The sequence below is a fragment of the Entomospira culicis genome (genome assembly GCF_028748145.1).
GTDB lineage: Bacteria > Spirochaetota > Spirochaetia > WRBN01 > WRBN01 > Entomospira > Entomospira culicis.
Window position 1 is genome coordinate 810,608 of the sequence record NZ_CP118181.1, and the last position, 22,314, is coordinate 832,921.

Here is a 22,314-nt window from a genome sequence, read left to right on the forward strand (position 1 = left end):
CTCCTTTTAACCGAATCGTCCGGTAATATAATCGCTGGTCTTCTCCTTTTGCGGTTGGGAAAAAATTTGATATGTATCGCCCATTTCAATAAGTTCACCACTGAGAAAAAAAGCTACCCTATCAGAAATACGCGCAGCCTGTTGCATATTATGCGTTACCATCACGATAGTATGTTTGCTCTTAATATCTTCCAGTAATTCTTCGATTTTTGCGGTAGAGACAGGATCAAGCGCGCTAGTTGGCTCGTCCAATAATAACACCTCTGGATCCACCGCAAGAGAGCGAGCGATACATAAACGTTGTTGCTGTCCACCAGAAAGGGAGAGGGCACTTTTATGTAAGTTGTCTTTAAGTTCATCCCAAAGCGCTGCGCTTTTCAAACTCTGCTCTACAATATCATCTAAAATAGATCGCTGTTTAGTCCCGTGTGTTCGCGGGCCGTAGGCGACATTATTATATATCGAAGTAGCAAAAGGATTGGGTTTTTGAAAGACCATTCCCACCCGCTTACGCAAGAGAGAGAGTTTAGTCGTCTCCAAAATATTGAGATCACCTAGCTCCAACGTCCCTGTAACACGCACGTTTTCGATAAGATCATTCATTCGATTGATCGAGCGTAAAAATGTTGACTTTCCACATCCAGAAGGTCCGATAAAAGCCGTCAATTGCTTCTCTTTTAAGGTCATATTGATCCCTTTTAATGCCTGAAAGTCGCCATAAAAGAGATTAAAATCCGTCGATATAATATCAGGCATGCTCTTTGCCTCCCGTTAATAGGTTCGCTAACGTGTTGATAAGAAAGACTGCCAAAAGCAAGACCAAGGCACTAGCATAAGCCTCACTTAGAGAGACTGACTCTTTGGCAAGAACAAACATATTGATGCTCAATGTACGCCCTGAGTCCCAAATTCCCTTGATAACCGCATTTGCCGTACCCAATGTTAAAATGAGCGCCGCCGTCTCGCCAACGACTCGCCCAAGAGCAAGCATAATCGCACTTAATAATGAAGTGCGCGAAGCTGGGAGAACTACAGTGAAAAGCGCTCGCAATTGACTAGCGCCCAAACTTAACGCAGCACTCTTATAGGTAGAAGGCACGGCTTTAATGGCATCCTCAAACATCCGAATGAGCATGGGTAAGATAAGAAGCGCTACCGTTAATGAGCCGGCATAAAGGGATAGGCCAAATCCCATCACCCGGACAAAAAGCCCCATACCAACAAGCCCGTAGATAATCGAGGGGACTCCCGCCAAAATCCCCGAAGCAAAGCGTATAATACGCACAAACCCCTCAGACTTAGCATACTCGACAAGATAAAGCACTGCCATCAAGGCGATAGGGACACTAAAGAGCAAACTAAAAAAGACCAACTGCAACGTGTTCATGAGGATAGGAATAACGCCTTTCAAGAAAGTTGCATTGATGCTTTTGATACCATTAAAAATAATATCAAAAAAGATCAAACCAAGAGATCCAATAACGATAACTAAGGCCAGAACAACCAAGCCATAGAGCGTACCAACCTTAACTTTTCGACCCCATGTGCTCATGATTTAGCTCCTCGTTTTTCGCGCATAAACCAAGATAACAATAAATTGACAAGGATAATAAAGAGAAATAACGTCATACCCGTTGCCATAAGTGCCTGCCGATGCAAGCCCGTTGCATATCCCATCTCCATAACCGTATTGGCGGTAAGCGTACGCACTGAATCAAAGAGAGAGGTGGGTATCTGTACCGCATTTCCAGCAACCAAGACGACTGCCGTTGCTTCACCAATGGCACGTCCAAATGCTAAGATAACAGCTGCCTGCAATGTGGATCTAATACGTGGTAAACAGACACGCCATACCGTAAGCATACGTCCTTCGCCCAAGGCTAAACTGGCTGCTTTTTCGTCAGAAGATACACTGCGTAAGCCACTCAAACTCATCGAGACCATGGTGGGAACAATCATCAAAGAGACCACCAAGATGGCCGCCAACATACTATTGCCCGGTAGTTGAATCTTAGCAACTTGAGGAACTATCACCGCAACGCCCCAAAATCCATAGACAACACTAGGAATCGCCGCCATTAAGTTGACCAAAGAGATCAGGTAAATACGAAATCGCCGAGGTAAAATTTCATTAATAAAGATAGCCACCAACAGTCCGGTCGGAACTCCCAGCAGAATGGCACCAAGGGTAACCCCTAAACTGGAGATAATCATAGGAAAGATGCCAAAAACTTGATTACTAGGCTGCCACTTCGTTCCCGAAAGAAAATTCCATAAGCCAATCGCTCTAATGGCAGGAATCCCCTCGCTCATCATGGCATAAATAATAGCTAGTAAAAGCAGAAAAATAAGACCTGCTACAAGCTTAAAGGTAAACTCAATAATCGGTTCTAGATATTTAAACATTATGGCATCCTCACCGGTACAGCCCCGAATTCCACAACCACCGCTTGCCCTGCAGGCGATAAAATCCACTCTAAAAATTGCGTGATTTCTCTTGGAGAATCCGCACGCGTCAGCAGATAAAGTGGTTCGCTTAAAAGATATAATCCCTGCTGAATATTCTCCATGGTGGGGGCATATCCATCAATACGAATTGCCTTGACACGTTGCCCATCTACCACGGCAACACTCATATAGCCGATACCCTCAATCTTGCTGGCAACATTGGCACGCACCTGCCCTGTTCCATCGCCAATAATGAGAAGTTTGATGCTATCGATCAAGCTCTCTTTATTCTCTTGAAGTTTGAGTAGCGCCTCAAAAGTGGCGCGCGCGCCAGATCCCGCCTCACGAGAGATGACGACAATCGGACGATCGAAGCCACCGACTTGATTCCAATTGGTAATTTTTCCGCTAAAAATGTCATGGATTTGTTGATGAGAGAGAGAGTCGATTGGATTATCGTAATTTACGGCAACGGCAAGCGCTTCAATCGCAATTTGATGGGCGATGACCCCCTTGGTGCGTTCCTCATCGGTGAGTGATCGGGAACTCATGCCGATGGGGGTATGACCATCTCGTACCGAGTTTACGCCCATGGTCGAGCCTAAGGATTGAATGTCAAAGCGATGCTCCTTGTCTTCTTCATAGACAGCAACAAGGCGCTCCATAAGCGGAGTAACCGTGGTGGATCCAATGATGTTTACCGAGCTTGAAGCAGGACGACGACAACTACTGAAGATCAGCAACATTGCTAGGAAAGTCAAGAAAAAAACCGCTTTTTTATCCACAGAAATCCTCTGGTTGAGCGTATCGTTCATGCCTTTATCGTACTCACATTTTCTAACTTTGTCAAGGGGCTACTGCCACTAGGCAAAAGCGATTTTTTCGGCTAGAATAGAGAATATTTTTGACTTTGTTCTTTGAGGAGATGGATGGATTATGCATTATGTAGAGCTTCATTTAGGCCCGATGTTTAGTGGTAAAACCTCGCATTTAAACCAATTAGCAAGCCGAACGCTTGCCGTAGGACACACGGTAGAGCTTTGGCTGCCGCCGATGAGCGAGGCTGGTAGGGTCAATGCGCAGAAGAGTCAAAAAGTTACGCATATTCCCGATAACGTGCCGATTCACTATTTGGAGGATGCGCAATTAACGGCGGATTTTCTCCAATCTTTGCATTATCCAGAAGAAAAAATTGATGTCGTGCTTATTGACGAGACGCACTTCTTCGCCAGAGAGCCCTTGCTCCAGCTCCTCTTGAGCAACCTGCCCGCCAATCACCCCTATGCACAGAGCGAGTTTCACTGTTTTGGCCTCAATGGCACCTATCAACTAACAGCATGGCCCACCATCAGCGCCCTCTTACCGATTGCCACAAAAATTACCCACTATCAAGCCAATTGCAGTCGCTGTGGATATAAGGTAAAGGCGGGATTTAGCCATTTAAAAGAGCTTCACCCCAAGAACGATGCCATCAAGATTGAAGGCGGCAGCGATCTCTATGAAGCTCTCTGTTATCAATGTATCTCTAAGCTACAAGACAAATAAGCTATTGCATCAATTTATCAAATTCATCGCGAACATTCTGCACGTCCATCCCAATAATCACTTGATAACTCTCGCCCTTGATAACCACACTGGTAGCACCCACCGCCTTGAAGGCATCAACACTCTGCTCTGCTTTAGAGGCGTCCCTAACCTTCACGCGTAGACGGGTCATACAGTTGGTTACCGTCTCGATATTCTCTTTACCACCAAGTACTTCCATATAACCACGTGCTTGTTGCGCGAAGCTTCCCTTTCCATCAGCAAGCTCATGCGCTACGGCTTGAGTTTGACCGCCTACGGCTTGCTTCTCTTTGTAGTCGGCCTTTTTGTAGAGCTTGGTCTCGCTCTCACCTCTGCCGGGTGTGGGTAAATCGAAGCGTAAAATCATGAATCTAAAGACAAAGTAGTAAATCACCGTAAAGACTAATCCCACGCCGATATGCGTAAAGACGATGCCTTTATGATAATCACTCATTAGCATCGGCCACCAGAAGGTAGAGAGCATATCTAGCGCACCACCTCCCATGTCTCCCACCACACCTACCATATACATGGTCATCGCAGCCGTAGCGCTCAAGAAGGCATGCACCACAAAGAGCATTGGGGCGATAAACAAGAAGGTGAACTCAATTGGTTCGGTGATTCCGGTTAAAAAAGCGGTTAAGGCCGCGGGAATCAAGAGACCAGCCATCGCTTTACGATTCTCTGGTTTAGCCGTATGATACATCGCCAAGGCAGCGGCAGGCAAACCAAAGACCTTTCCATTACCATGCAAAGAGAATCCTACGGTAAATTGTTCTTTAAGCGGTAATGGATTATTAGCAAATTCTGTCATGTGCTGAATCCAGTAAGCCTTGATTCCACCATCGACGGCGGCAGGACCATAGATAAACGGACCATAGATAAAGTGATGCAATCCAAACGGAAGCAAAATCTTCTCGAGGAAGGTGTAGAGCCATACCCCTAAGTTACCCGCACCCATCAAAAAGCCCTGTAGACCCGCAATACCAGACTGCACCACAGGCCACACCAAAACAACGGCAAACGCTAATGGAAGCATCACAAAGAAGCCAATCATTGCCACTAGCGCCACGCCTTGGAAGATGCCTAGATAGTCGGGCAGCTTTTTGTCGTAAAATTTATTGTGGATCGCCGTCATGATAAAACCAACCATCACGCCACCAATAATGCTCATATCCAACGTCTTAATGCCAGCAACCATCGTTAAACCAGAGGTGCCACCCACGTTTTGCGTAAAGTCGACAGCTGGGGCAATACCAGGCCAAGTGGTGAGAATCGCTCCAACAAAATAGTTAAATGTTAAATATGTGATAAATGTTGCCAAAACCGCACGCGCCGGCGCTTTTTGCGCCATGGAGATGGGAATACCCATCGCAAAGAGGATGGACATGTGGATAAAGACCGCCCACGCGCCACTCTCCAAAATCCCCAAAAATTGTAACAACCAAGCCATGGATGACTCAAGCCCCAACTGCTTAATCGTAAAGCCGATAGACTGAATAACCGCCAGTAAAATACCCACAAATAAGAACAGCATAACCGAGACGAACATCGCTGCACCAAATTTCTGTACCTTTTCAAAGATAACGGTGCTTCGTTTTTGCTCATTATCTCCACTCATAAGTAATACCTCCTACTCTTTTCTATATTCATTATAGATCGGCTTATGCGATAACGCAATCTTTTTTCTCAAAATTTTTCCACTACTGCATAAAAAGTATCATTAAATCAAAAAATGCCTAATTATTGAAAAAAAATTGCCTTTTGCTTGACATCTTTCTTAACATAATGTATAATCACTCATATTTACCTAAGTGCGTAGGACAAAAAATGATCGAATTTCAGCAAATAACGAAACGTTACGACCAGCGTAAAGAGCCATTTTTCGCGCTCAACCAAGTCTCTCTCTCCATCCCAGATGGTTCGATCACTGGCATTTTAGGGCAGAGCGGTGCGGGCAAAAGTACGCTTTTACGCCTAATTAATGGTCTAGTGCGTCCAACCTCAGGCAAAGTTCTCATCGATGGGCAAGAGATTCAACAACTAAAAGATGCACAACTGCGTCCCATTCGTCACCAAATGAGCATGATCTTTCAGCACTTTAACCTCTTTGCAACAAAGACCGTCTACCAAAATATCGCCATCGCACTCCAAGCCGTCGGCGTACCCAAAGATCAACATCAAAAGCGTATCACCAAGGTCTTAAACGAAGTAGGATTACCACACAAAATCGATAGCTATCCTAGCCAGCTCTCAGGAGGAGAAAAACAACGCGTTGGCATTGCGCGCGCACTTATTACCGAGCCCAAGTATTTACTATGCGACGAAATAACCAGCGCACTCGACCCTAAAAGCGCCAAGGAAATTCTCGAATTATTACGTCGCATTCACCAAGAGCGCAAGCTTACTATCGTTTTTATTACCCATCAAATTGAGGCGGTTATGGCGCTATGTCAAGAAGTTATCTTAATGGAAGAAGGCGCAGTCATCCACCGCTCCTCCACGCTCGATCTCTTCCTTCACATCGATAATCCGACAACGGCAACCTATCTCAAAGCGGTTATTTACGACGTGCAAATTGAGCACGATAATGTCTATCAGCTTATCTATGTGGGGAAAATTTTGCAAGAAGATTCCATTCTAAGCCATATGATTCGTACCTTTCATGTTGATGTTAATATCATTCATGCTAAGGTTTTATTGATTGGCGAAGAGCACTTGGGCTATCTCTATCTACAAATCATCGGCGATAAGCAATCGCAAGCAATAACCTATCTGCGCGAGCAAGGCATTCTCGTGCATGCACTGGAAAACCAACGCTTTCTTGAAAAGAAATCTTAACAGAAAAAGGAAATCTTCATGAGTGCAAATCATTGGCGCATTTTATTTCAATCTCTTGGCGAAACGCTCCTACTCATCGGTATTGTGGGAGCATTTGCCTTAGTTTTAGGGACAATTTTGGGCATTATCCTCTTCGCCAGCCAAGAACGAAGCATCGCCTACCATCGCCCTGCCTTCATCTTCCTCAATGCGATCATCAACACTCTACGCGCCATTCCTTTCGTCATCCTTCTTATTATTATGTTACCGATAACTGCCCATATCATGGGGACAATTTTAGGGTATAAAGCTGCACTTCCGGCGCTTATTGTGGCGGTAGTACCCTTTTTTGCGCGCATTGTCTATCTTGCTCTGGATGGCGTGCCAAAAGGTGTTATCGAGGCGATGCAGGCGATGGGATTAGCGCGCGCGCGCATGCTCTGGCTTCTCATCCAAGAGGCAAGATCCGCAATCATCGCAGGCTTCACCATCACGCTGGTAACCTTGGTGGGATTCATCGCCGCCGCTACCGTTATCGGCACAGGTGGATTAGGTGCGACTGCCTATAATCATGGATTTTTACGAAATAATCTCCCATTAATGTATACAGCAACGTTACTTATGATTTTACTGGTCTTTGCTTTACAATTTTTAGGGGATATGGTAGTAAAATTTCTTAAAAAGAAAGAGTAATAACTAACTTTGTATAAAAACAGAGATAACACAAACATCTAATTATTTATCTATTTTTACATGAAAGGAGATATAAACATGAAACGTAATATTTTGTTTGCTATCCTCGCATCGCTAGCATTGATTAGCTGTCCGAAGAAAGAGAATGAAAAAGTTATCCGAGTGGTTGCAAGCTCTGTTCCGCATGCCGTGATCTTGGAGCAAGCCATTCCGATGCTCAAGAAGGAGGGTTATACCCTCAAAATCGAAGAGGTGAATGATTACAATATCCCAAATCGTGCATTATTGACCCGATCAGCGGATGCTAACTTCTTTCAGCATGAGCCCTTCTTAAATCAATTTAACCGAGAAAATCAAAGTGCGATTATTCCCGTGGCGCAAATTCATATCGAACCCATCGGGCTCTACTCGCAGCGTATCGACAAGCGAAAGCCTCTGCTCGATCAACTTTCTGATGGTGATCTTATCATCATGAGTAACTCCCCAAGCGATCAAGGGCGTCTCTTGTTTCTATTACAAGAGGCTAATCTTATCACTCTTAACCCTAATGTTACCTCAGAAAATGCACGCTTAGAGGATATTACCTCCATGGCAAAGCAGTTTATTATCCGTAACGATGTTGCGCCAGAACTTTTGGTAAGCATGTACAAAAATAACGAGGCGAAGCTTATCCTTATTAATGGAAATTTTGCGCTTACTGCACAACTTAATCCACTAGAGGATGCAATTTTACTCGAAAGTGGCCTCAATAATCCGTATAGCAACATTCTTGCCGCGCTCGCGGAAAATCAAAATACCCCTAAAATGCAAGCACTGATTCGTGCACTCACCTCAAAAGAGATGAGCACCTTTATTAATAACACGTATAAGGGAACCGTCATTCCTATTAACAACTAGGATATTTTAAAAAATCGAGTTAAAGATAAAAAAATGCTCATCTTTGCTCGATTACTTCCGATAGTTTGGTTAGAAGAGTGTGCATGCCACAATTCTAGCCAATCAACATGATTGTCATTTGTATCGTGATTACCTTAAAAGGGTTCCAGCATGATTGGAGTCCTTTTCTTTTGGAATTTCTCTAAAAAGTTTGCTTATCGCATGAAGCAATTCAATATGTTGATCGTATCCCGCTTTCATAAAAGCACGCACACTTTTAGGAGAGAAATCTAATACACCATTAATTCCTCCTAATGATTGCTCGGGCATTAGTTCGATAATTTTAGCGCGAGGGTACTTCTTTTTATCTTTTACCTTATCGATAGCACGAAATAACGGCACCGTAATAATCAGATCACATCCTGCTTCGTAAAGAATGTCGATAGGTAAATTTTGATAGAGACCGCCATCATAATATTGACACCCGTCGATAAGCACTGGACTAAAAACCCCAGGAATAGCACTAGATGCCAATAAAATATCCTCTACTTTTGCTACAGATAGGTTATTGAGAATAAAATTCTCCTGACACTTGGTCGATACATTTGTCGCTGTAGCATAAAGCTCGATACCACTCTCTATTAAAACCGACCAATCGATCTCTTGTCGCATAATATGTAAGAGCCCCTCACGATCAAACATACCCAAGGGTAAAGGCGATCGCTTCATAAAGTCGATAAAACTATTTAAGCTCTGCTCCTCATTTTGAAAGCGTTGCCACAATCCCTTCCAATATGCAAGATCTTTACTCCACTTATTACTATTAAATTGAATAATCTCCTTTTCAATAACCGATAACCATAGGTAGTGTGCTAACGCTAAATCCTTATGAGCAAAGAGCACCGCGTTGAGCGAACCCACCGAAGTACCCGATATAGCTTGCACTTTAGAAAAGAGACCGCTCTCGATAAGTGCCCGAAAAACTCCCACCTGATAAGCACCCTTACCACCACCGCCTGCCAAGGCTAAGCCTAATTTTGTAAACGTTCGTTGTTGCATGCTAACCTCTAGCTAAAAAATTTTGGGCGACTTTTAATCAAAAATCGATGACTTATAGACGATAAAATATCAATATTGTCCGTATATCCTCGCCCAATTAAATCGTGCACATTTCGAGAGGAAAAGTCCAACACTCCCATCATTCCACCCAGCGAAGATTCCGGTGTTAGTTCAATAATCGTCGTATTCGGGTAGAGATGATGCGCCACTTTATCCCGTGTACGAAAGAGATGCACCACCAAAATCAAATCGCAACCCTCTTGATAAAGGATATCGATAGGCACATTATGATGAATCCCCCCGTCGTAATACTCCTTACCATTAATATACTCACGCGAAAAAATACCTGGCAAGGCACTCGATGCCAAAAGAATATTAATCAACTCATCGGGTTTAAGTGTATTCAATGAAAAGAATTCTACAACCTTATTACTCGCCCGTGTCGCTGTAGCGTAAACTTTTTGGCGACTTTTTTTTACAACCGATAGATCCATTTCGTTGCGTAAAATATTAACTAATCCTTCTCGACTAAAAATCCCTGCCTTAAAGCCACTCTCCTGAAAAAGCCCTTTAATTTGCTCAAAAAGTGATTTATCACTACCTTGATCGCCCCAAAAATTCTCCAATGGTTGACGAAAACGCCCCTTATCTAAATAGAGGATTGCCTGCTCAATTTTACAGCGCCAAATATAGTTTGCCAAATGAAAATCTCGATGCAGAAAGAGGACACTATTCAACGCACCCACCGACGTTCCTGCCAATATTTGCGCCTTATCAAAAAGTTGACGCTCTAAGAGGGCACGAAATACGCCCACTTGATAAGCCCCTCGTCCACCACCACCAGCTAAGGCAATGCCAAGTTTATTAAATTTTTGTCGCTTCATGAATTTACATCCTCACTTAAAAACGCATGGCAACTCCGCTCTCTAGTGTAGCACGCGATCGAGAAAAATTCAAGGTGTCTAACTCAGAATAAAATCCACCATATATCGAGAGCCACGACTTCATCGCATAAAATACGCGCACATTCGGAATCAACAGAAGCCGTTCCAAACCACTAAAGAGATTATTCCCTATATTTAGTGGATCAAAAAGTCCACCAATCTGCATAGGTCCCTGATAAGCAGGCAAAAAGCCACTGTTACTACTGCCGTGCTTGCCCCAAAAGAGCATACCAAAAGCGCCATCAATCTTCCAACGTTCGCTTAGATAGTTGGCTTGAAGTTCTAGTAGGATTGTATCTGGCCCGTAGGTAAAACCGATATAATTCTCCAAGACGCTCCAGTGCCCTACGCCCAATTGCAATTGGTTGTGAAAGGTCAGTTTGCCCAGTGGGTCATCATCTGCACGGCTATAGAGATAGGGCGTCGCCCATATTGCTTGAAAGCCTAAGCGCAACCCAGATTGAGTAAAAGTGGCGCGCCTCTCCCTTACCGTATTACGATCGTAATCAAAATTTGCCCCAAGATAGATTTCCTCATTATCAAACAAATGCCACTCAACACCTAAGCTCAAGCCAAAGGCATGCGGATTACCATCTTCTTCTACCGCGGTCTTGACATCATCGAGCAAGAATTCGCCATAGACACGAACATTCTTCTTTGCGCCAACAAGGGCTTCCACATCAAAACCTAGGGTTACATTGAGCCCAACCTCATAGGTATTATGCCAGAACATCGCCGGATTGACGTTAAAAAAAGTAAGAGGCGTACCGTAAATAACCGAACTCTCGGCAATACCAAAGCGAATATGCTCAAATTGATAGCCAATGCGGTGTACTGCCAGAAACTTAGTACGCTGACGATAGCGATTGGGTTGATTGATATCACTATCATAAGGATCAAAACTTCCCCAAAGTCGTTTTAGCGCTGCCGTATCATCAGCAGCCAGAAAAAAGGTATAGATGAAGCGCTCGTTTTCTCGAGTTTCCGGATGAAACGACAACCATACGCCATCAAAATAAGGCGTTTGTGAGGAGAGCATCAGGCTGTGCGTGCCGGGTCCTAGGTGCGCGCGTCGTCGCCCAACACTTGTGGAGAGCAGGTTATTTTCATAGCCGATAAATCCTTCACTGGGAAAATTGCTACTCCCCGCAGCTGGAAGATTCTTGGCAATAGGGATATTCGTCCAAGCCATATTACCAAACTCGGCTTCGAGATTCTTCATAAAATCAAGTGCTAGAAAAAAATGAATCCCGTAAATCTCATAGTCAATCCCAACAATCGCCGCCTTAGGATTGAGGTGATATTGCGTATAAAATAGGCGATCAATAGGCTCATCGGTAAAATTACGCGAAGTTGCGCGAACGGTAGGAAAAATGTCGATAAAACCAATCTTAAATAGTGCATAACTGGGCAATGCCTGTAGCCACAATAACCCGCTTAGTAAACCTATGTATATGCTTTTCACCAAGTCTACGCCTCTTATTTTTTTAGTTATTCTCCTCTCATTATCGGTTTCCTACTTGGATATATTCATCGATATTGATCATATGCATCAAATCGGCTAGACTAAAGAGCATGAATCTATCCATGATACTCTTAGGTGTAGCGTTATCTCTTTTGGTGATAGGATTAATACGAGGTTTAGAGATAAGTGTTTGGTTAATCTTAATAGCCTCAAGCTTGCTTTATGCTGGGCATCTGTTGGGTCTTATCGACAAGGATCCGATGGCGATTATTTTAATATCGATAAAAAATAGCTTTCATAATATCGCCCTCATTATTATGATGCTCTTTGGCTACAGCCACTACATGCAACGTATCGGGGCGAATCAAGCGCTTATCACCCTCGTGAGTAGGCCGTTGATGAAACTTAGACAACCCTACATCCTGCTCATCGCGCTTTTTCTCTTAGCCAGTCTGCTCTCCTTGGTGATTACCAGTGCAGCAGCCCTTGCAATATTGCTTCTCAGTACCTTCTATCCGATTCTGAAAAAAGTGGGCATCAGTAAGCCAGCAATTGCTGCGGTTATCGTTAGCGCTACGGGTATTCTACCCAGCCCCCTTGCGGTGGAGACGCACCTCTCGGCACAGGCACTTAATCTTAGTATCAACGACTATATCGCACTTAGCTATACAATCACCCTACCGATGCTCTTTGCTATGGCTATCACGCATGGTATCTGGCAGTATCGACAAGATAAAGCATTACAAAAATTAGATTTACAAGAAAAAAATTTCCAAACAGAAGAGTCAATTACGCCAATCCAATGGTTTCTTGCGCCGTTGCCCTTTCTCCCCTTGATTCTCTTCACTTTCTACGCCCTCGTCGTCAAAGAGCAAGAAGTTGATATCATGGCAATGCTCTTTATGGCGTTGGGTATTGCCTGGATCGTAGACCTCTTTCTTAACCGATCCCTCAAAATCGCCACCCAACATCTGGCTCACATCTGGCAAGGCATGGCGACGGGATTAATACAAGTTGGCTCCATCGTGATCAGCGCGGGGCTCTTTGTCCAAGCCATTAAGGAGCTAGGCATCATCGAGCAAATGCTCCAGCTTATGCAAGCACAACAGCTCCCAGCTATTGCCCTAATCTTCCTTCTCATGATGAGCATTATCTTTGTAGCGCTCATCAGCGGGAGTGGCTTGGCGCTCTACTTTGGTCTAGCGCCTTTTGTTCCGCTCTTTGCCGACATTTCAGGCGTTGAGGGGTGGAAATTAGCCACGCTCCTTGAAGTTACCGCGCACACCAGCCGTACCTTTTCGATCCTGGCGGCGGTCATGATTGTTACCAGCAAACAGTTAGATATCTCCTTGCGCGCCATCATGCACCGCACCTACCCAGCGGTACTTATGGCGTGGGGAATTTTGATCTTACACCTCTTTCTTCACTCCTAATCTCTACGCTTTTGTTCAAAATGATGACCAATTTCCTCCATCTCTCGATAAGTTATCGGGTAAAACTGCAAGGTAATCAATGTAAAAAGGCTGAAAATGGCAGGTAACATAAAGATGACTAAGGCTAAGCTCCAAAGTGTCTCTTGCGTCATTGCCACATTTGGCTCAAAGCCACTCCACTTTAAAACGCTCAAGGTAACCCAGCTAGCAACCGCCCACTGCGCCTTCTCGATAAACTGGGTAATCGAACTAATGATCGCCGCCGGACGTTCATGAAAAGAGAATTCATGGTAATCGATGATCTCCATCTGTAAAGTCGAATTCACCACCAAAGCAATACCTAGTAATAAATTAATCGCACCATATAGCGGATAAATCAACGTTTGCATGCCTTGCATCGAGAAGAAAAAGAGAATAAATATCGTTATAAGTAATGCATAAGTTAAACTTAATAAAATCTTACGCTCCACGTAACGCGCCAAAATCCCCGATAACGCCACGCCCGTAGCAAAGCCAATCATCGCAAGACGAAAGAGACCGCCAATCGCCTCTTCGCCCAACTGATACTTCACATAGTAGATAAACCCGACATTCATAAAGGGCATAATCAAGCTGTTGAGCAATGCAAAGATCAAAAAAATGCGAAAAGGACGATTCTTTTTGAGCACACCAAAAAAATCTCGATAACGAAATTTCTCCAACGATGCGCTACTTTGTGGTTCACGAATCAACCAACTTCCCAAAAAAGAGAATAAAAACAATGGAAGCACATAAATCACAATCGCATAGCGAAATCCAACCTCCATACTCGCCTCACCAAAATAACTGACGACAGGATAAAATTGCGCCACCAACAGCCCTACGCCTAAAATCAAAAGGCGCTGACCATTCGCCACCCAGATACGCAACCTAGGATTCGCCGTAATTCCCGCCGTCAAAGGCATTAAAGGAACAAAGCTGTAGGCTACGCGCCATAAAATATTCAAAACAAACGCGTACACCATCTTTTGCTGTAAGCTCCAACCAAAAGGCATCCAAAAGAGAGCAATGGTAAATATTGCCAAAAAAATATTGCCGAAAAAGCTAATTTTACGATACTTTCCCCAGCGCGTGTGCTTAATATTATCAATAATCAGCCCTTCAATCGGTTCGTTAAGTGCGTCCCACATAATCGCAATAACCAATACCCACTTCACAAAGGTTAAGTCGAAATGCATAACATCGGTGTAAAAAAGCGACAAATACTGCCCAATAATCCCTCCTACTTGGGTCTGTAATAACCCCACCAAGAGCACTCCCGCAAAACTACGATAAAACAATTTATTTGGCATAGACGATCCTTTCATTAAAACTATTTATGGATAATAACATGTTTTTACAAAATATTCAAGGCTTTTGGTTGGATAAAAATAGCGAATATTATTTAATGCATAAGCATTATTCTGTCTAATAAAAAAGCCTTTTTCTCAATCAAATCGTTCTTTATCATATGCTTCTTCATCTCTTGGTTTATTGTCGTATTTTGATCTCTTGCTCTAAGCTATAGAGCGGTTCAAGCGCATCAATCTGGCTAGGAATAAGCTCTTCACGCTCATTACCAAAATCGTGGATATCAAAATAAATCATATAGCCATTCTCAAAAATAATATCAACTGCCACAAAGAGTTCGCCCCGATAATTCAGACAAAAAGATTCATCCAAGCTCGTACGATAGATTCCCTTACTCGACACGCCTGGAAAAGGATAGTTACTCGCTATCACTTCCGCATCAACAAAGTGAAGATAGCAAAACGCGCCACTAAATTCCATGGTAATCGTACGGATGCTAGCCAGTTGCGCCTGCCAAGCTTCATACCAATGCGGATGAATTTTAGGCATAATCTCCTTATCCATTAAATTAAGCAGGTAATCAGTAAATTGGTGCAATAGCGCCTCTTTTTTTGGATCTAATACCGTATCACTCGAAATATTATCAATCCTCAAGCTATAAACCAAGGCTTCCTCCTAAATCGCAAAAAAATCAAAAAATTATCATCGCAACAAGATAAAGAGAGATTTTTATCTTACTTGCGGTCGCTAGGAAATTTCTCTTTTAGATAGTTGGCTATCTTGTACCACAATGGCTTGATATAAATAATAGGAAAAGCAAAGGCTACGCCTAAAACATAAATAATGCCCCTGCCTAGTCGAGAATTTACATCTAAAAAATAGATAGACAGAGCCAACACGAGAAAAAATAGCCCAAGATAAAGTACTATAATGAAAATCAATATAAAGTACCCTACAAATAAGCTAAAAGAGTCATCCAGTAGATCATCATTTACGTCTAACGGATCAAATTCTTCCTCCTCTTCCTTTTTCTTTTGAGACCCTAAATACCCGACTAACCCCCACATAGCTTGAGCAGTCTCACTAGGCTCAATTTTTCTTGGCTTCTTTTTTTTCCTCTTTATCTTCGTTCATTTGCAAGTATTACACCTCCTCCTCATCGAACGTTCCGGCCATGATATCACGTTTCATCATCTCAGCATTACGGAGAAGATCTTTTAGGCGATTGGTTTGCTCTTCACGACGTTTTACTCGCGATAAATTAAAGCTCAAAGACTCAATTAACTCGTCCATCTCATCAGAGTCGTCGTGCATAGGACCAGATGTTGCTAGGTTATCGATCATCGTTTCCAACGTGGAAAAAAAGCGAGAGGCCTTATCGTAATGGAGCGGTTGGTTGCTGATTTTGAGTAAAAATTTTTGGTAGAATTCCGAAATTTCCCCCGCCCCCAACGGATAACGCGCCTTTGCCTCCAGTACCCGCTGATTCAGGGCAAGCCCACGTAAAAGGAACTCTTTATACTGCTCATCATAAGGCATATTTTCCGTACTTAAAAGGAGTTGCACCTTAGTACTATAGGAACTTAAGTCAAAAATGGAGCGACCATAAGAGAACGTCGCACCAAGGGTATCGCTAGACATCGGCTACTCCTTATTAGAGACAATTTTACAACAGAGGATTCTGCTCTTCTACTTCAACATCGATGGTTTTGGCATTTAAAAAGTCCAATTTGTCTTGCAACATCTTGGTGTTTTCCATACGATCTTTTTCGGATTGAATATAGATATCCTCAATCTCATTCTGAATCTCATTGAGCACATCTAAATAAGAGGCAATTTTACGTGGCATCTCCAATTTCGACTGCTCCAACTCTCGCACTGTACTAGCAAGCTCTTGTTGTTGATTAATCGACTTCTCCAAAAACATATCAAGTGCTTCATTAGTCTGTTTCGCAGACTCGGCAACCTCATTTAAACTACTACTACTCAAACTATTAGCAACAACCGATCGCCAAATAGGAAGAATTTGATTAATCGATTTTTTGGTGGAACGCTGGAGGTTGCGGTTAATCTTAAGTTGATTCTCAATCGAGAGGGTAATCGTCTTAAAGACTCCCACCTGTGTCGTTAAATCTGCATTTTTCTCTAGTAATGAAGACCAAGTCTCCTCATTGGCGTTCATAGTGTTACCGCCCTCAATGACACTGCGTACTTCCATGTTGATTTTATCAAGATCACTGATAGCTTTCTCAATTGCAGCATTGAATTTCATCAAATCTTTTTCATCAACTTTCAAATTATCCGCAACCTTATAAAGCATGTTCTCTAAGTTATTGGTAATGTCAATTGCTTTAAGTTCGGCTTTAGCAACAGTAGGAGCCTCGCCAGTAAAGAGCGTGCGCCCGAGTTTACTTAAAAACTTGGGAATTAATCCCTGCGAAGGCTCGCTAGAGGGTGCCGGTGCTTCCAACGAGGCCAAAGCCTCACGCGCTTGATCGTTCACACTGGTGAGCTGCTGCTTCTCCACATCATAAGTACGCTTGGAAATGGTACTCAAAATATCGTTAGAGATAGGCTTCACGTTATTAATCACACTCGTGCCAATTTCGTCAATCTTCCCCACGTTGTTCATGGATAAGAAGCTCTCAATCATTGTTTTTGCTGACATAATCTCTCCTAATTAACCTTAATCATCGCTAATGCTTTACGTAAATTGTTCACCACCGATTGATGCGCCAATATATAGTTGGGAAGCTCGTAATTTTGTAATACGGTGGCGATATACTCAAAATCTTGCCGCTTCAAACATTGAGACTTAGTAACTCCAAGATTCTCAAAATAGGCGTTAAGAAAGAGATTCTGCCTATCTACATAATATGTAAAGAGAATTTCGAAGAAAAAGCCATCCAAATAGTTTTGATGTGGGTGTGATATGTTAAAAGGAATTAACTCCTCCAACATATTAACAGAACTGGGCGTTACGCGTAAGTCGATATTGAGTAAATCATTATGATCGCGGTGTAAATTTCCAAAAGAGATAAGATGATGCGAAAAGAAACGTTCGGGAGCACTGATAGCCTCTTTGCGTTGCTCTACACTCACGGTGATGGGCTCAAGCGAGTACTTGGGTTCTCTCCACTGGTACATGCTATAGGCAAAGAGCAAGGAATTACGCACGAAGATGGGATTATAAATCCGCTGATCTATCTCGAGTAGCATATTAGTATCAACCTGCTTTTCCAGCAAGAGCTTATTAGATAAGAGCGATATCTCTCTAAGTAAGGGATACCACTGCTTATAACAATTAAAATATTGCATCGCAAAAAGATCGGCATCAATATCATAAGAACTTTTTTTAGCCATAACTACCTATAATCATAACACAATTTAGGTAATTATGCAATAAAAAGTCTCTACTATTTTTTAGATTAATGCAAAGCAGAGGCTCTCGTAGGGGCGCAGATGGAGGGTAGAATTTTGTACGACACTATATGTATAATTATGCAAAAGCATATCACCAAATAAAAATTCCTCTAATGCCACGGTGGATAAATCTAGAGCAACGTTATTCTTACTAAAATTAGTAATCACTAAAAGTCGTTGGGGAAAAAGCCTGCGCTCGTACACCATTAATTGAGAATGCTCCATTAAATGCGGAATGATCTCGCCTTCGCTGATGATCGAATATGCTTTACGCATAGCAATTAACTCTTTATAATGATAGAAAATAGAATTATTATCTTGCAATGCATCTTCCACATTAATGTCTCGATAGGCCTCGATGAGACCTAGCCACGGTTCTGTGGTGGAAAAGCCGGCGTGGGCATCGCCTCCCGACCAAGGCATTGGGGTGCGACCGTGATCCCGAGACTTCACCGCTAAAATCTTCATTACCGCATCATGTACGAGACCTTTCTCACGCAAAATTTGATAATAATTATGCGTTTCAACATCTCTATATTGATGAATATCCATAAAACTCGCGTTAGGTAAACCAATCTCCTCCCCTTGATAGATAAAGGGGGTACCACGTAGTAAGTACATCGCGTTGGCGAGCATTTTTGCCGAAATAACTCGATAGGCAGGATCACTGGCGCCAAAACGAGAAACCACCCGCGGTTGATCATGGTTCGACCAAAAGAGCGCCTGCCAACCATCACCTGCCTGTACGCCCAACTGCCAATCAAAGAGGATTTTTTTCAGCTCGACCAAAGAAAATTGCTTAACACTCCACTTCTCTCCAGCCTCATAATCGACCTTTAAATGATGAAAATTGAAGATCATACGTAAACGATTCTCTAACCTCGCACTATAGCCAACGGCAGCCTCAATCGTGGTAGAAGACATCTCACCCACCGTAACCATCGTGGGGTTTTTCCCGAAACTCAATTTGTTTAATTCAGTTAAGTAATCATTTACTCGCACACCATCGGTGTAATACTTGCGACCATCTCCATGATTATCGTCAATAAAATCACCCTTGTCGATTAGGTTAATCACATCAAAGCGAAAACCCATCACTCCCTTATCGATCCAATAATTAATCACCTTAATTAACTCTTGACGAACGGCTTCATTTTTCCAGTTGAGATCGGCTTGAGTAACATCGAAAAGGTGGAGATAATGTTTATCTAAATGCGAAACATATTGCCAAGCTGACCCACCAAATTTAGAGAGCCAATTGGTTGGAATTTCAGCTCCATCACGAAAGATATAGTATGCTTGCTTCGCTTCATCGCCAGCCAGCGCCGACTGAAACCAAGCATGTTCCGTTGAGGTGTGATTAAAGACCATATCCAACATAAATTCGATGCCAAGTGCCTTGCCCTTTGCCAAGAGTTCCTCAAAATCTGCCATCGTTCCAAAGAGCGGATCGATCTGATAATAATCTGCCACATCATAGCCATTATCTCGTTGTGGAGAAAGAAAAAATGGGGTAATCCAAATCATATCAATTCCCAGCTCTTTTAGATAGTCAAGCTTGGCGGTAATTCCCGCCAAGTCACCCACCCCATCGCCATTACTGTCGTAAAAAGAGCGAGGGTAAATTTGATAAATGCTCATTTTGTTAAAATGCATAACATTATCCTTCTTTATCAATTTTTTACGCGTTTTGACCAGCCTAATGTCAAGATGAGTGGGACAATCACCGCAATGCTCATTGCGATAAGGAAGAGTAACATGAACTTAGGTTGAATAGAGAGAATTCCCGGAAGCCCGCCGACCCCAATCGAATTTGCCATGACTCCCGTAGCTACCGAGAATAAGCCAGCCAATCCTGAGCCAATCATGCCCATCAAAAAGGGATAGCCGTACTTGAGGTTGATTCCAAACATTGCTGGTTCAGTTACTCCTAGGTAGGCCGATATGGTGGCAGGGATGGCAACTTGTTGCTCTTTTTTATCCTGACGGTGTAGCATAATCATCGCTAAAACCGCCGAGCCTTGTGCAATATTAGAGAGCGCGATCATCGGCCAGAGCATCGTTCCCCCGAATTCAGCCATCAATTGTAAGTCGATCGCGTTGGTCATGTGATGCAAACCAGTAATGACCAGTGGAGCATAGAAGAAGCCAAAAATCAACGCAAAAAGCCAGCCAAATGCAGATGTCAAGCCACTATACACCACCTGAGAAATCGCCGATCCGATGATCCAACCCATAGGACCAAGCAACGCATGTGCTAAGATAACCGTTGGTACAAGCGCAAAAAAGGGCACAATGATCATCGAAATTGCCTCGGGCGTAATCTTACGCCAAAAGCGCTCTAAATAGACCAACGCAAACCCCGCCAACATCGCCGGAATCACCTGTGCTTGATAGCCAATCATATTCATCTTGGCAAAGCCAAAATCCCAAAAAGGAATCTCCGCCCCACCGGCAACCGCGTAGGCATTGAGAAGCTGTGGCGAAGTGAGCGTTAATCCTAAGACGATACCCAAAATTTGCGTACTACCCATCTTCCGGGTAATAGACCACGTGATGCCTACGGGGAGAAAGTGAAAAATTGCCTCACCAATGAGCCAAAGAAAGGCGTGTACGCCCGACCAAAATTGCGATTTATCCACCAACGTCTGGGTGCCTTCGTCAAAAAAAGCGATATCGCCAATTACATTCCGAAATCCTAAAATCAATCCACCCGTAATAATTGCAGGGATTAACGGCGAAAAGATCTCGGCAAGGTTCGCCATCAACCGTTGAAGCATCGTCATGTTATCCTTGGCTGCCTCTTTCACGCTCTCTTTAGAGCTCTCTTCGATGCCCGCAAGCGCAATGAATGTCTGATAAAAATCGGCAACCTCATTACCGATAATCACTTGAAACTGTCCCGCCTGCGCAAAGAGTCCCTTAACCATCGTGATCTTTTGAATCTTATCTTTATCTGCCAATGCCAAATCTCGCAAAACAAATCGCATCCGTGTTACACAGTGCGTAACCCTCATGATATTTTCTCTACCACCCACCGCATCCAATAATAACTGTGCCTCATCTTGATATTGCATCATTGCCCTCCCTTTGTTATTATTTTTCCTTTTTTCATAATATCATTATAAATCGACTCGCGCCATTTGTAAAGCAAAAGTATGAAAAAAAATCATCCTTGACGTGAAAAGAAATTTTATATATTATGTATGGTATGAACATAAATCGATGGTACGCTGTCTTATCAGCAGAAGAAATTAAATATAAAAAACCACTCCTTAAACGACGCTTTGGCGAAGAGATTCTATTTTTTAGACAAAAAGATAAAACGATCGTCGCCCTAGACAATAAATGTCCTCACCGTGGAGCAAGCCTTGCTCATGGAGAACTCACCGAACAGAATGAAATCGCCTGTCCTTTTCACGCCATTCGCTTTAATCAAGAGGGCAAGGCAACTGCCATTCCCGCCAATGGATTGTCCGCCGAAGTTCCCAAAAACATGTGCGTTAAATCGTGGCCGGTGCAAGAAGCCCACGGTTTTATCTGGCTATGGTACGGCGAAGCGTTAGAACATTATCCACCCGTACCGTGGTTCGAAAACCTCCCCGATACCATGCCCTACCGTGAGTCTACACATTTGTGGAATTGCCACTATACACGTTGTATAGAGAATCAACTAGATTTTGCCCATGTGCCTATTGTCCATAAAAAGACGATTGGACGCGGAAATAAAACCGTCATCGACATGCCTATGCTCGAAAAAAATGAAAGAGGCTTTCTCACCAAGACCGATTTTCATCAAGATACCGGACAAGTTGTCGATCACAAAAAGCATCCTGCGCACGACTTCTCGCGCTTTCATCTTGAGTTTGTCTGGCCCAACATCTGGCAAAATTATCTCTACAACAAAGCGCGCGCCGTTCTCGCCTTTAGCCCCATCGACGAACATCACACCCTCATTTACATGCGCTACTACCACGAAATTCCCTTATTTGGCTCCATCGTAAGGCACTTTGGACTACAATTCAGCCAAAAGATCCTCCAAGAAGATCACGACGTCGTGATGACCCAACGCCCCGACAAAAGCGATTATCATATGGGTGAAATTCTCCTACCGCAAGAGAGCCCCATTATTCTCTATCGTAAAGGCAGGGAAGAGCAACAATTATATTAACGAGTATGATTAAATTTTTCCAAAATTTTTAAAAAAAGAAAAAACTCCTCACTTTATAACCATAGGCGATACCCCCTGTATACTATC

Annotated in this window: 22 protein-coding genes; 6 read left to right on the top strand and 16 right to left on the bottom strand. The window is 43.2% G+C overall.

Annotated features, from left to right (window positions below):
• Positions 1–6 precede the first annotated feature (6 nt).
• From pstB to PVA46_RS03915, 4 genes are read right to left on the bottom strand one after another with little or no spacing between them, the layout of a single operon-like run.
• Positions 7–756 (bottom strand): phosphate ABC transporter ATP-binding protein PstB, encoded by a 750-nt coding sequence (pstB, locus tag PVA46_RS03900; protein WP_167695450.1) that lies wholly within the window; start codon positions 754–756, stop codon positions 7–9.
• Entirely contained in the window at positions 749–1,552 is an 804-nt protein-coding gene (gene pstA / locus PVA46_RS03905) for a phosphate ABC transporter permease PstA (protein WP_167695451.1), read from the bottom strand. The genes pstB and pstA overlap by 8 nt, the downstream gene beginning before the upstream one ends.
• Positions 1,549–2,406: a phosphate ABC transporter permease subunit PstC gene (pstC, locus tag PVA46_RS03910; protein ID WP_167695452.1), complete on the bottom strand. Its 858-nt coding sequence runs from the start codon at positions 2,404–2,406 to the stop codon at positions 1,549–1,551. The genes pstA and pstC overlap by 4 nt, the downstream gene beginning before the upstream one ends.
• Positions 2,406–3,263: a phosphate ABC transporter substrate-binding protein gene (locus PVA46_RS03915; RefSeq protein ID WP_167695453.1), complete on the bottom strand. Its 858-nt coding sequence runs from the start codon at positions 3,261–3,263 to the stop codon at positions 2,406–2,408. Before PVA46_RS03915 ends, pstC begins: the two co-directional genes overlap by 1 nt.
• Before the next feature lie 121 nt (positions 3,264–3,384).
• Between PVA46_RS03915 and PVA46_RS03920 the strand changes: the two genes are divergently transcribed.
• The gene (locus tag PVA46_RS03920) at positions 3,385–3,993 is read left to right on the top strand and encodes a thymidine kinase (RefSeq protein ID WP_167695454.1); all 609 of its coding nucleotides are present in this window, start codon (positions 3,385–3,387) and stop codon (positions 3,991–3,993) included.
• 1 nt (position 3,994) lies between these two features.
• Here the strand turns inward: PVA46_RS03920 and PVA46_RS03925 are convergent, their stop codons facing one another.
• The gene (locus tag PVA46_RS03925) at positions 3,995–5,635 is read right to left on the bottom strand and encodes an alpha-glucoside-specific PTS transporter subunit IIBC (RefSeq protein ID WP_212603845.1); all 1,641 of its coding nucleotides are present in this window, start codon (positions 5,633–5,635) and stop codon (positions 3,995–3,997) included.
• A gap of 209 nt (positions 5,636–5,844) precedes the next feature.
• Between PVA46_RS03925 and PVA46_RS03930 the strand changes: the two genes are divergently transcribed.
• From PVA46_RS03930 to PVA46_RS03940, 3 genes are all read left to right on the top strand, one after another.
• Positions 5,845–6,855: a methionine ABC transporter ATP-binding protein gene (locus PVA46_RS03930; protein ID WP_167695455.1), complete on the top strand. Its 1,011-nt coding sequence runs from the start codon at positions 5,845–5,847 to the stop codon at positions 6,853–6,855.
• Positions 6,856–6,873: 18 nt separating this feature from the next.
• Positions 6,874–7,527, top strand: a complete 654-nt coding sequence (locus tag PVA46_RS03935; RefSeq protein WP_167695456.1) for a methionine ABC transporter permease — start codon at positions 6,874–6,876, stop codon at positions 7,525–7,527.
• A 78-nt stretch (positions 7,528–7,605) separates the two neighbouring features.
• Positions 7,606–8,424: a MetQ/NlpA family ABC transporter substrate-binding protein gene (locus PVA46_RS03940; RefSeq protein ID WP_167695457.1), complete on the top strand. Its 819-nt coding sequence runs from the start codon at positions 7,606–7,608 to the stop codon at positions 8,422–8,424.
• Positions 8,425–8,553: 129 nt separating this feature from the next.
• On the opposite strand, the gene PVA46_RS03945 is transcribed toward PVA46_RS03940, so the two are convergent.
• The 3 genes from PVA46_RS03945 to PVA46_RS03955 are packed head-to-tail and all read right to left on the bottom strand — an operon-like array spanning position 8,554 to position 11,871.
• Entirely contained in the window at positions 8,554–9,462 is a 909-nt protein-coding gene (locus tag PVA46_RS03945; protein ID WP_167695458.1) for a patatin-like phospholipase family protein, read from the bottom strand.
• 8 nt (positions 9,463–9,470) lie between these two features.
• Complete coding sequence (locus tag PVA46_RS03950; RefSeq protein WP_167695459.1) at positions 9,471–10,346, bottom strand: patatin-like phospholipase family protein; 876 nt, start codon at positions 10,344–10,346, stop codon at positions 9,471–9,473.
• A gap of 16 nt (positions 10,347–10,362) precedes the next feature.
• Positions 10,363–11,871, bottom strand: coding sequence for a hypothetical protein (locus tag PVA46_RS03955; RefSeq protein ID WP_167695460.1), 1,509 nt, complete (start codon positions 11,869–11,871; stop codon positions 10,363–10,365).
• 110 nt (positions 11,872–11,981) lie between these two features.
• On the opposite strand from PVA46_RS03955, the gene dcuC reads away from it, so the two are divergent.
• Entirely contained in the window at positions 11,982–13,304 is a 1,323-nt protein-coding gene (gene dcuC, locus PVA46_RS03960; protein WP_274360261.1) for a C4-dicarboxylate transporter DcuC, read from the top strand.
• Here dcuC and PVA46_RS03965 read toward each other — a convergent pair.
• The 8 genes from PVA46_RS03965 to treP all read right to left on the bottom strand — a co-directional run bounded on the left by PVA46_RS03965 (position 13,301) and on the right by treP (position 21,133).
• Positions 13,301–14,635, bottom strand: a complete 1,335-nt coding sequence (locus PVA46_RS03965; protein ID WP_167695462.1) for an MFS transporter — start codon at positions 14,633–14,635, stop codon at positions 13,301–13,303. The genes dcuC and PVA46_RS03965 overlap by 4 nt on opposite strands.
• A 178-nt stretch (positions 14,636–14,813) precedes the next feature.
• The gene (locus PVA46_RS03970) at positions 14,814–15,299 is read right to left on the bottom strand and encodes a hypothetical protein (RefSeq protein ID WP_167695463.1); all 486 of its coding nucleotides are present in this window, start codon (positions 15,297–15,299) and stop codon (positions 14,814–14,816) included.
• 68 nt (positions 15,300–15,367) lie between these two features.
• Positions 15,368–15,700 carry a hypothetical protein gene (locus PVA46_RS03975; RefSeq protein ID WP_167695464.1) on the bottom strand — a complete coding sequence of 111 codons (333 nt, stop codon included), beginning with the start codon at positions 15,698–15,700 and terminating at the stop codon, positions 15,368–15,370.
• 76 nt (positions 15,701–15,776) lie between these two features.
• The gene (locus PVA46_RS03980; protein ID WP_167695465.1) at positions 15,777–16,274 is read right to left on the bottom strand and encodes a hypothetical protein; all 498 of its coding nucleotides are present in this window, start codon (positions 16,272–16,274) and stop codon (positions 15,777–15,779) included.
• A 25-nt stretch (positions 16,275–16,299) separates the two neighbouring features.
• Entirely contained in the window at positions 16,300–17,301 is a 1,002-nt protein-coding gene (locus PVA46_RS03985; RefSeq protein ID WP_167695466.1) for a hypothetical protein, read from the bottom strand.
• Between the two features lie 8 nt (positions 17,302–17,309).
• A complete protein-coding gene (locus PVA46_RS03990; protein ID WP_167695467.1) occupies positions 17,310–17,996 on the bottom strand; it encodes a hypothetical protein in 687 nt (228 codons plus the stop codon).
• A 60-nt stretch (positions 17,997–18,056) separates the two neighbouring features.
• The gene (locus tag PVA46_RS03995) at positions 18,057–19,712 is read right to left on the bottom strand and encodes an alpha,alpha-phosphotrehalase (RefSeq protein ID WP_167695468.1); all 1,656 of its coding nucleotides are present in this window, start codon (positions 19,710–19,712) and stop codon (positions 18,057–18,059) included.
• A 17-nt stretch (positions 19,713–19,729) separates the two neighbouring features.
• Complete coding sequence (gene treP / locus PVA46_RS04000) at positions 19,730–21,133, bottom strand: PTS system trehalose-specific EIIBC component (protein WP_274360262.1); 1,404 nt, start codon at positions 21,131–21,133, stop codon at positions 19,730–19,732.
• Positions 21,134–21,267: 134 nt separating this feature from the next.
• Here treP and PVA46_RS04005 point away from each other — a divergent pair, with 134 nt between their 5' ends.
• Complete coding sequence (locus PVA46_RS04005; RefSeq protein ID WP_167695470.1) at positions 21,268–22,227, top strand: aromatic ring-hydroxylating oxygenase subunit alpha; 960 nt, start codon at positions 21,268–21,270, stop codon at positions 22,225–22,227.
• Positions 22,228–22,314 lie beyond the last annotated feature (87 nt).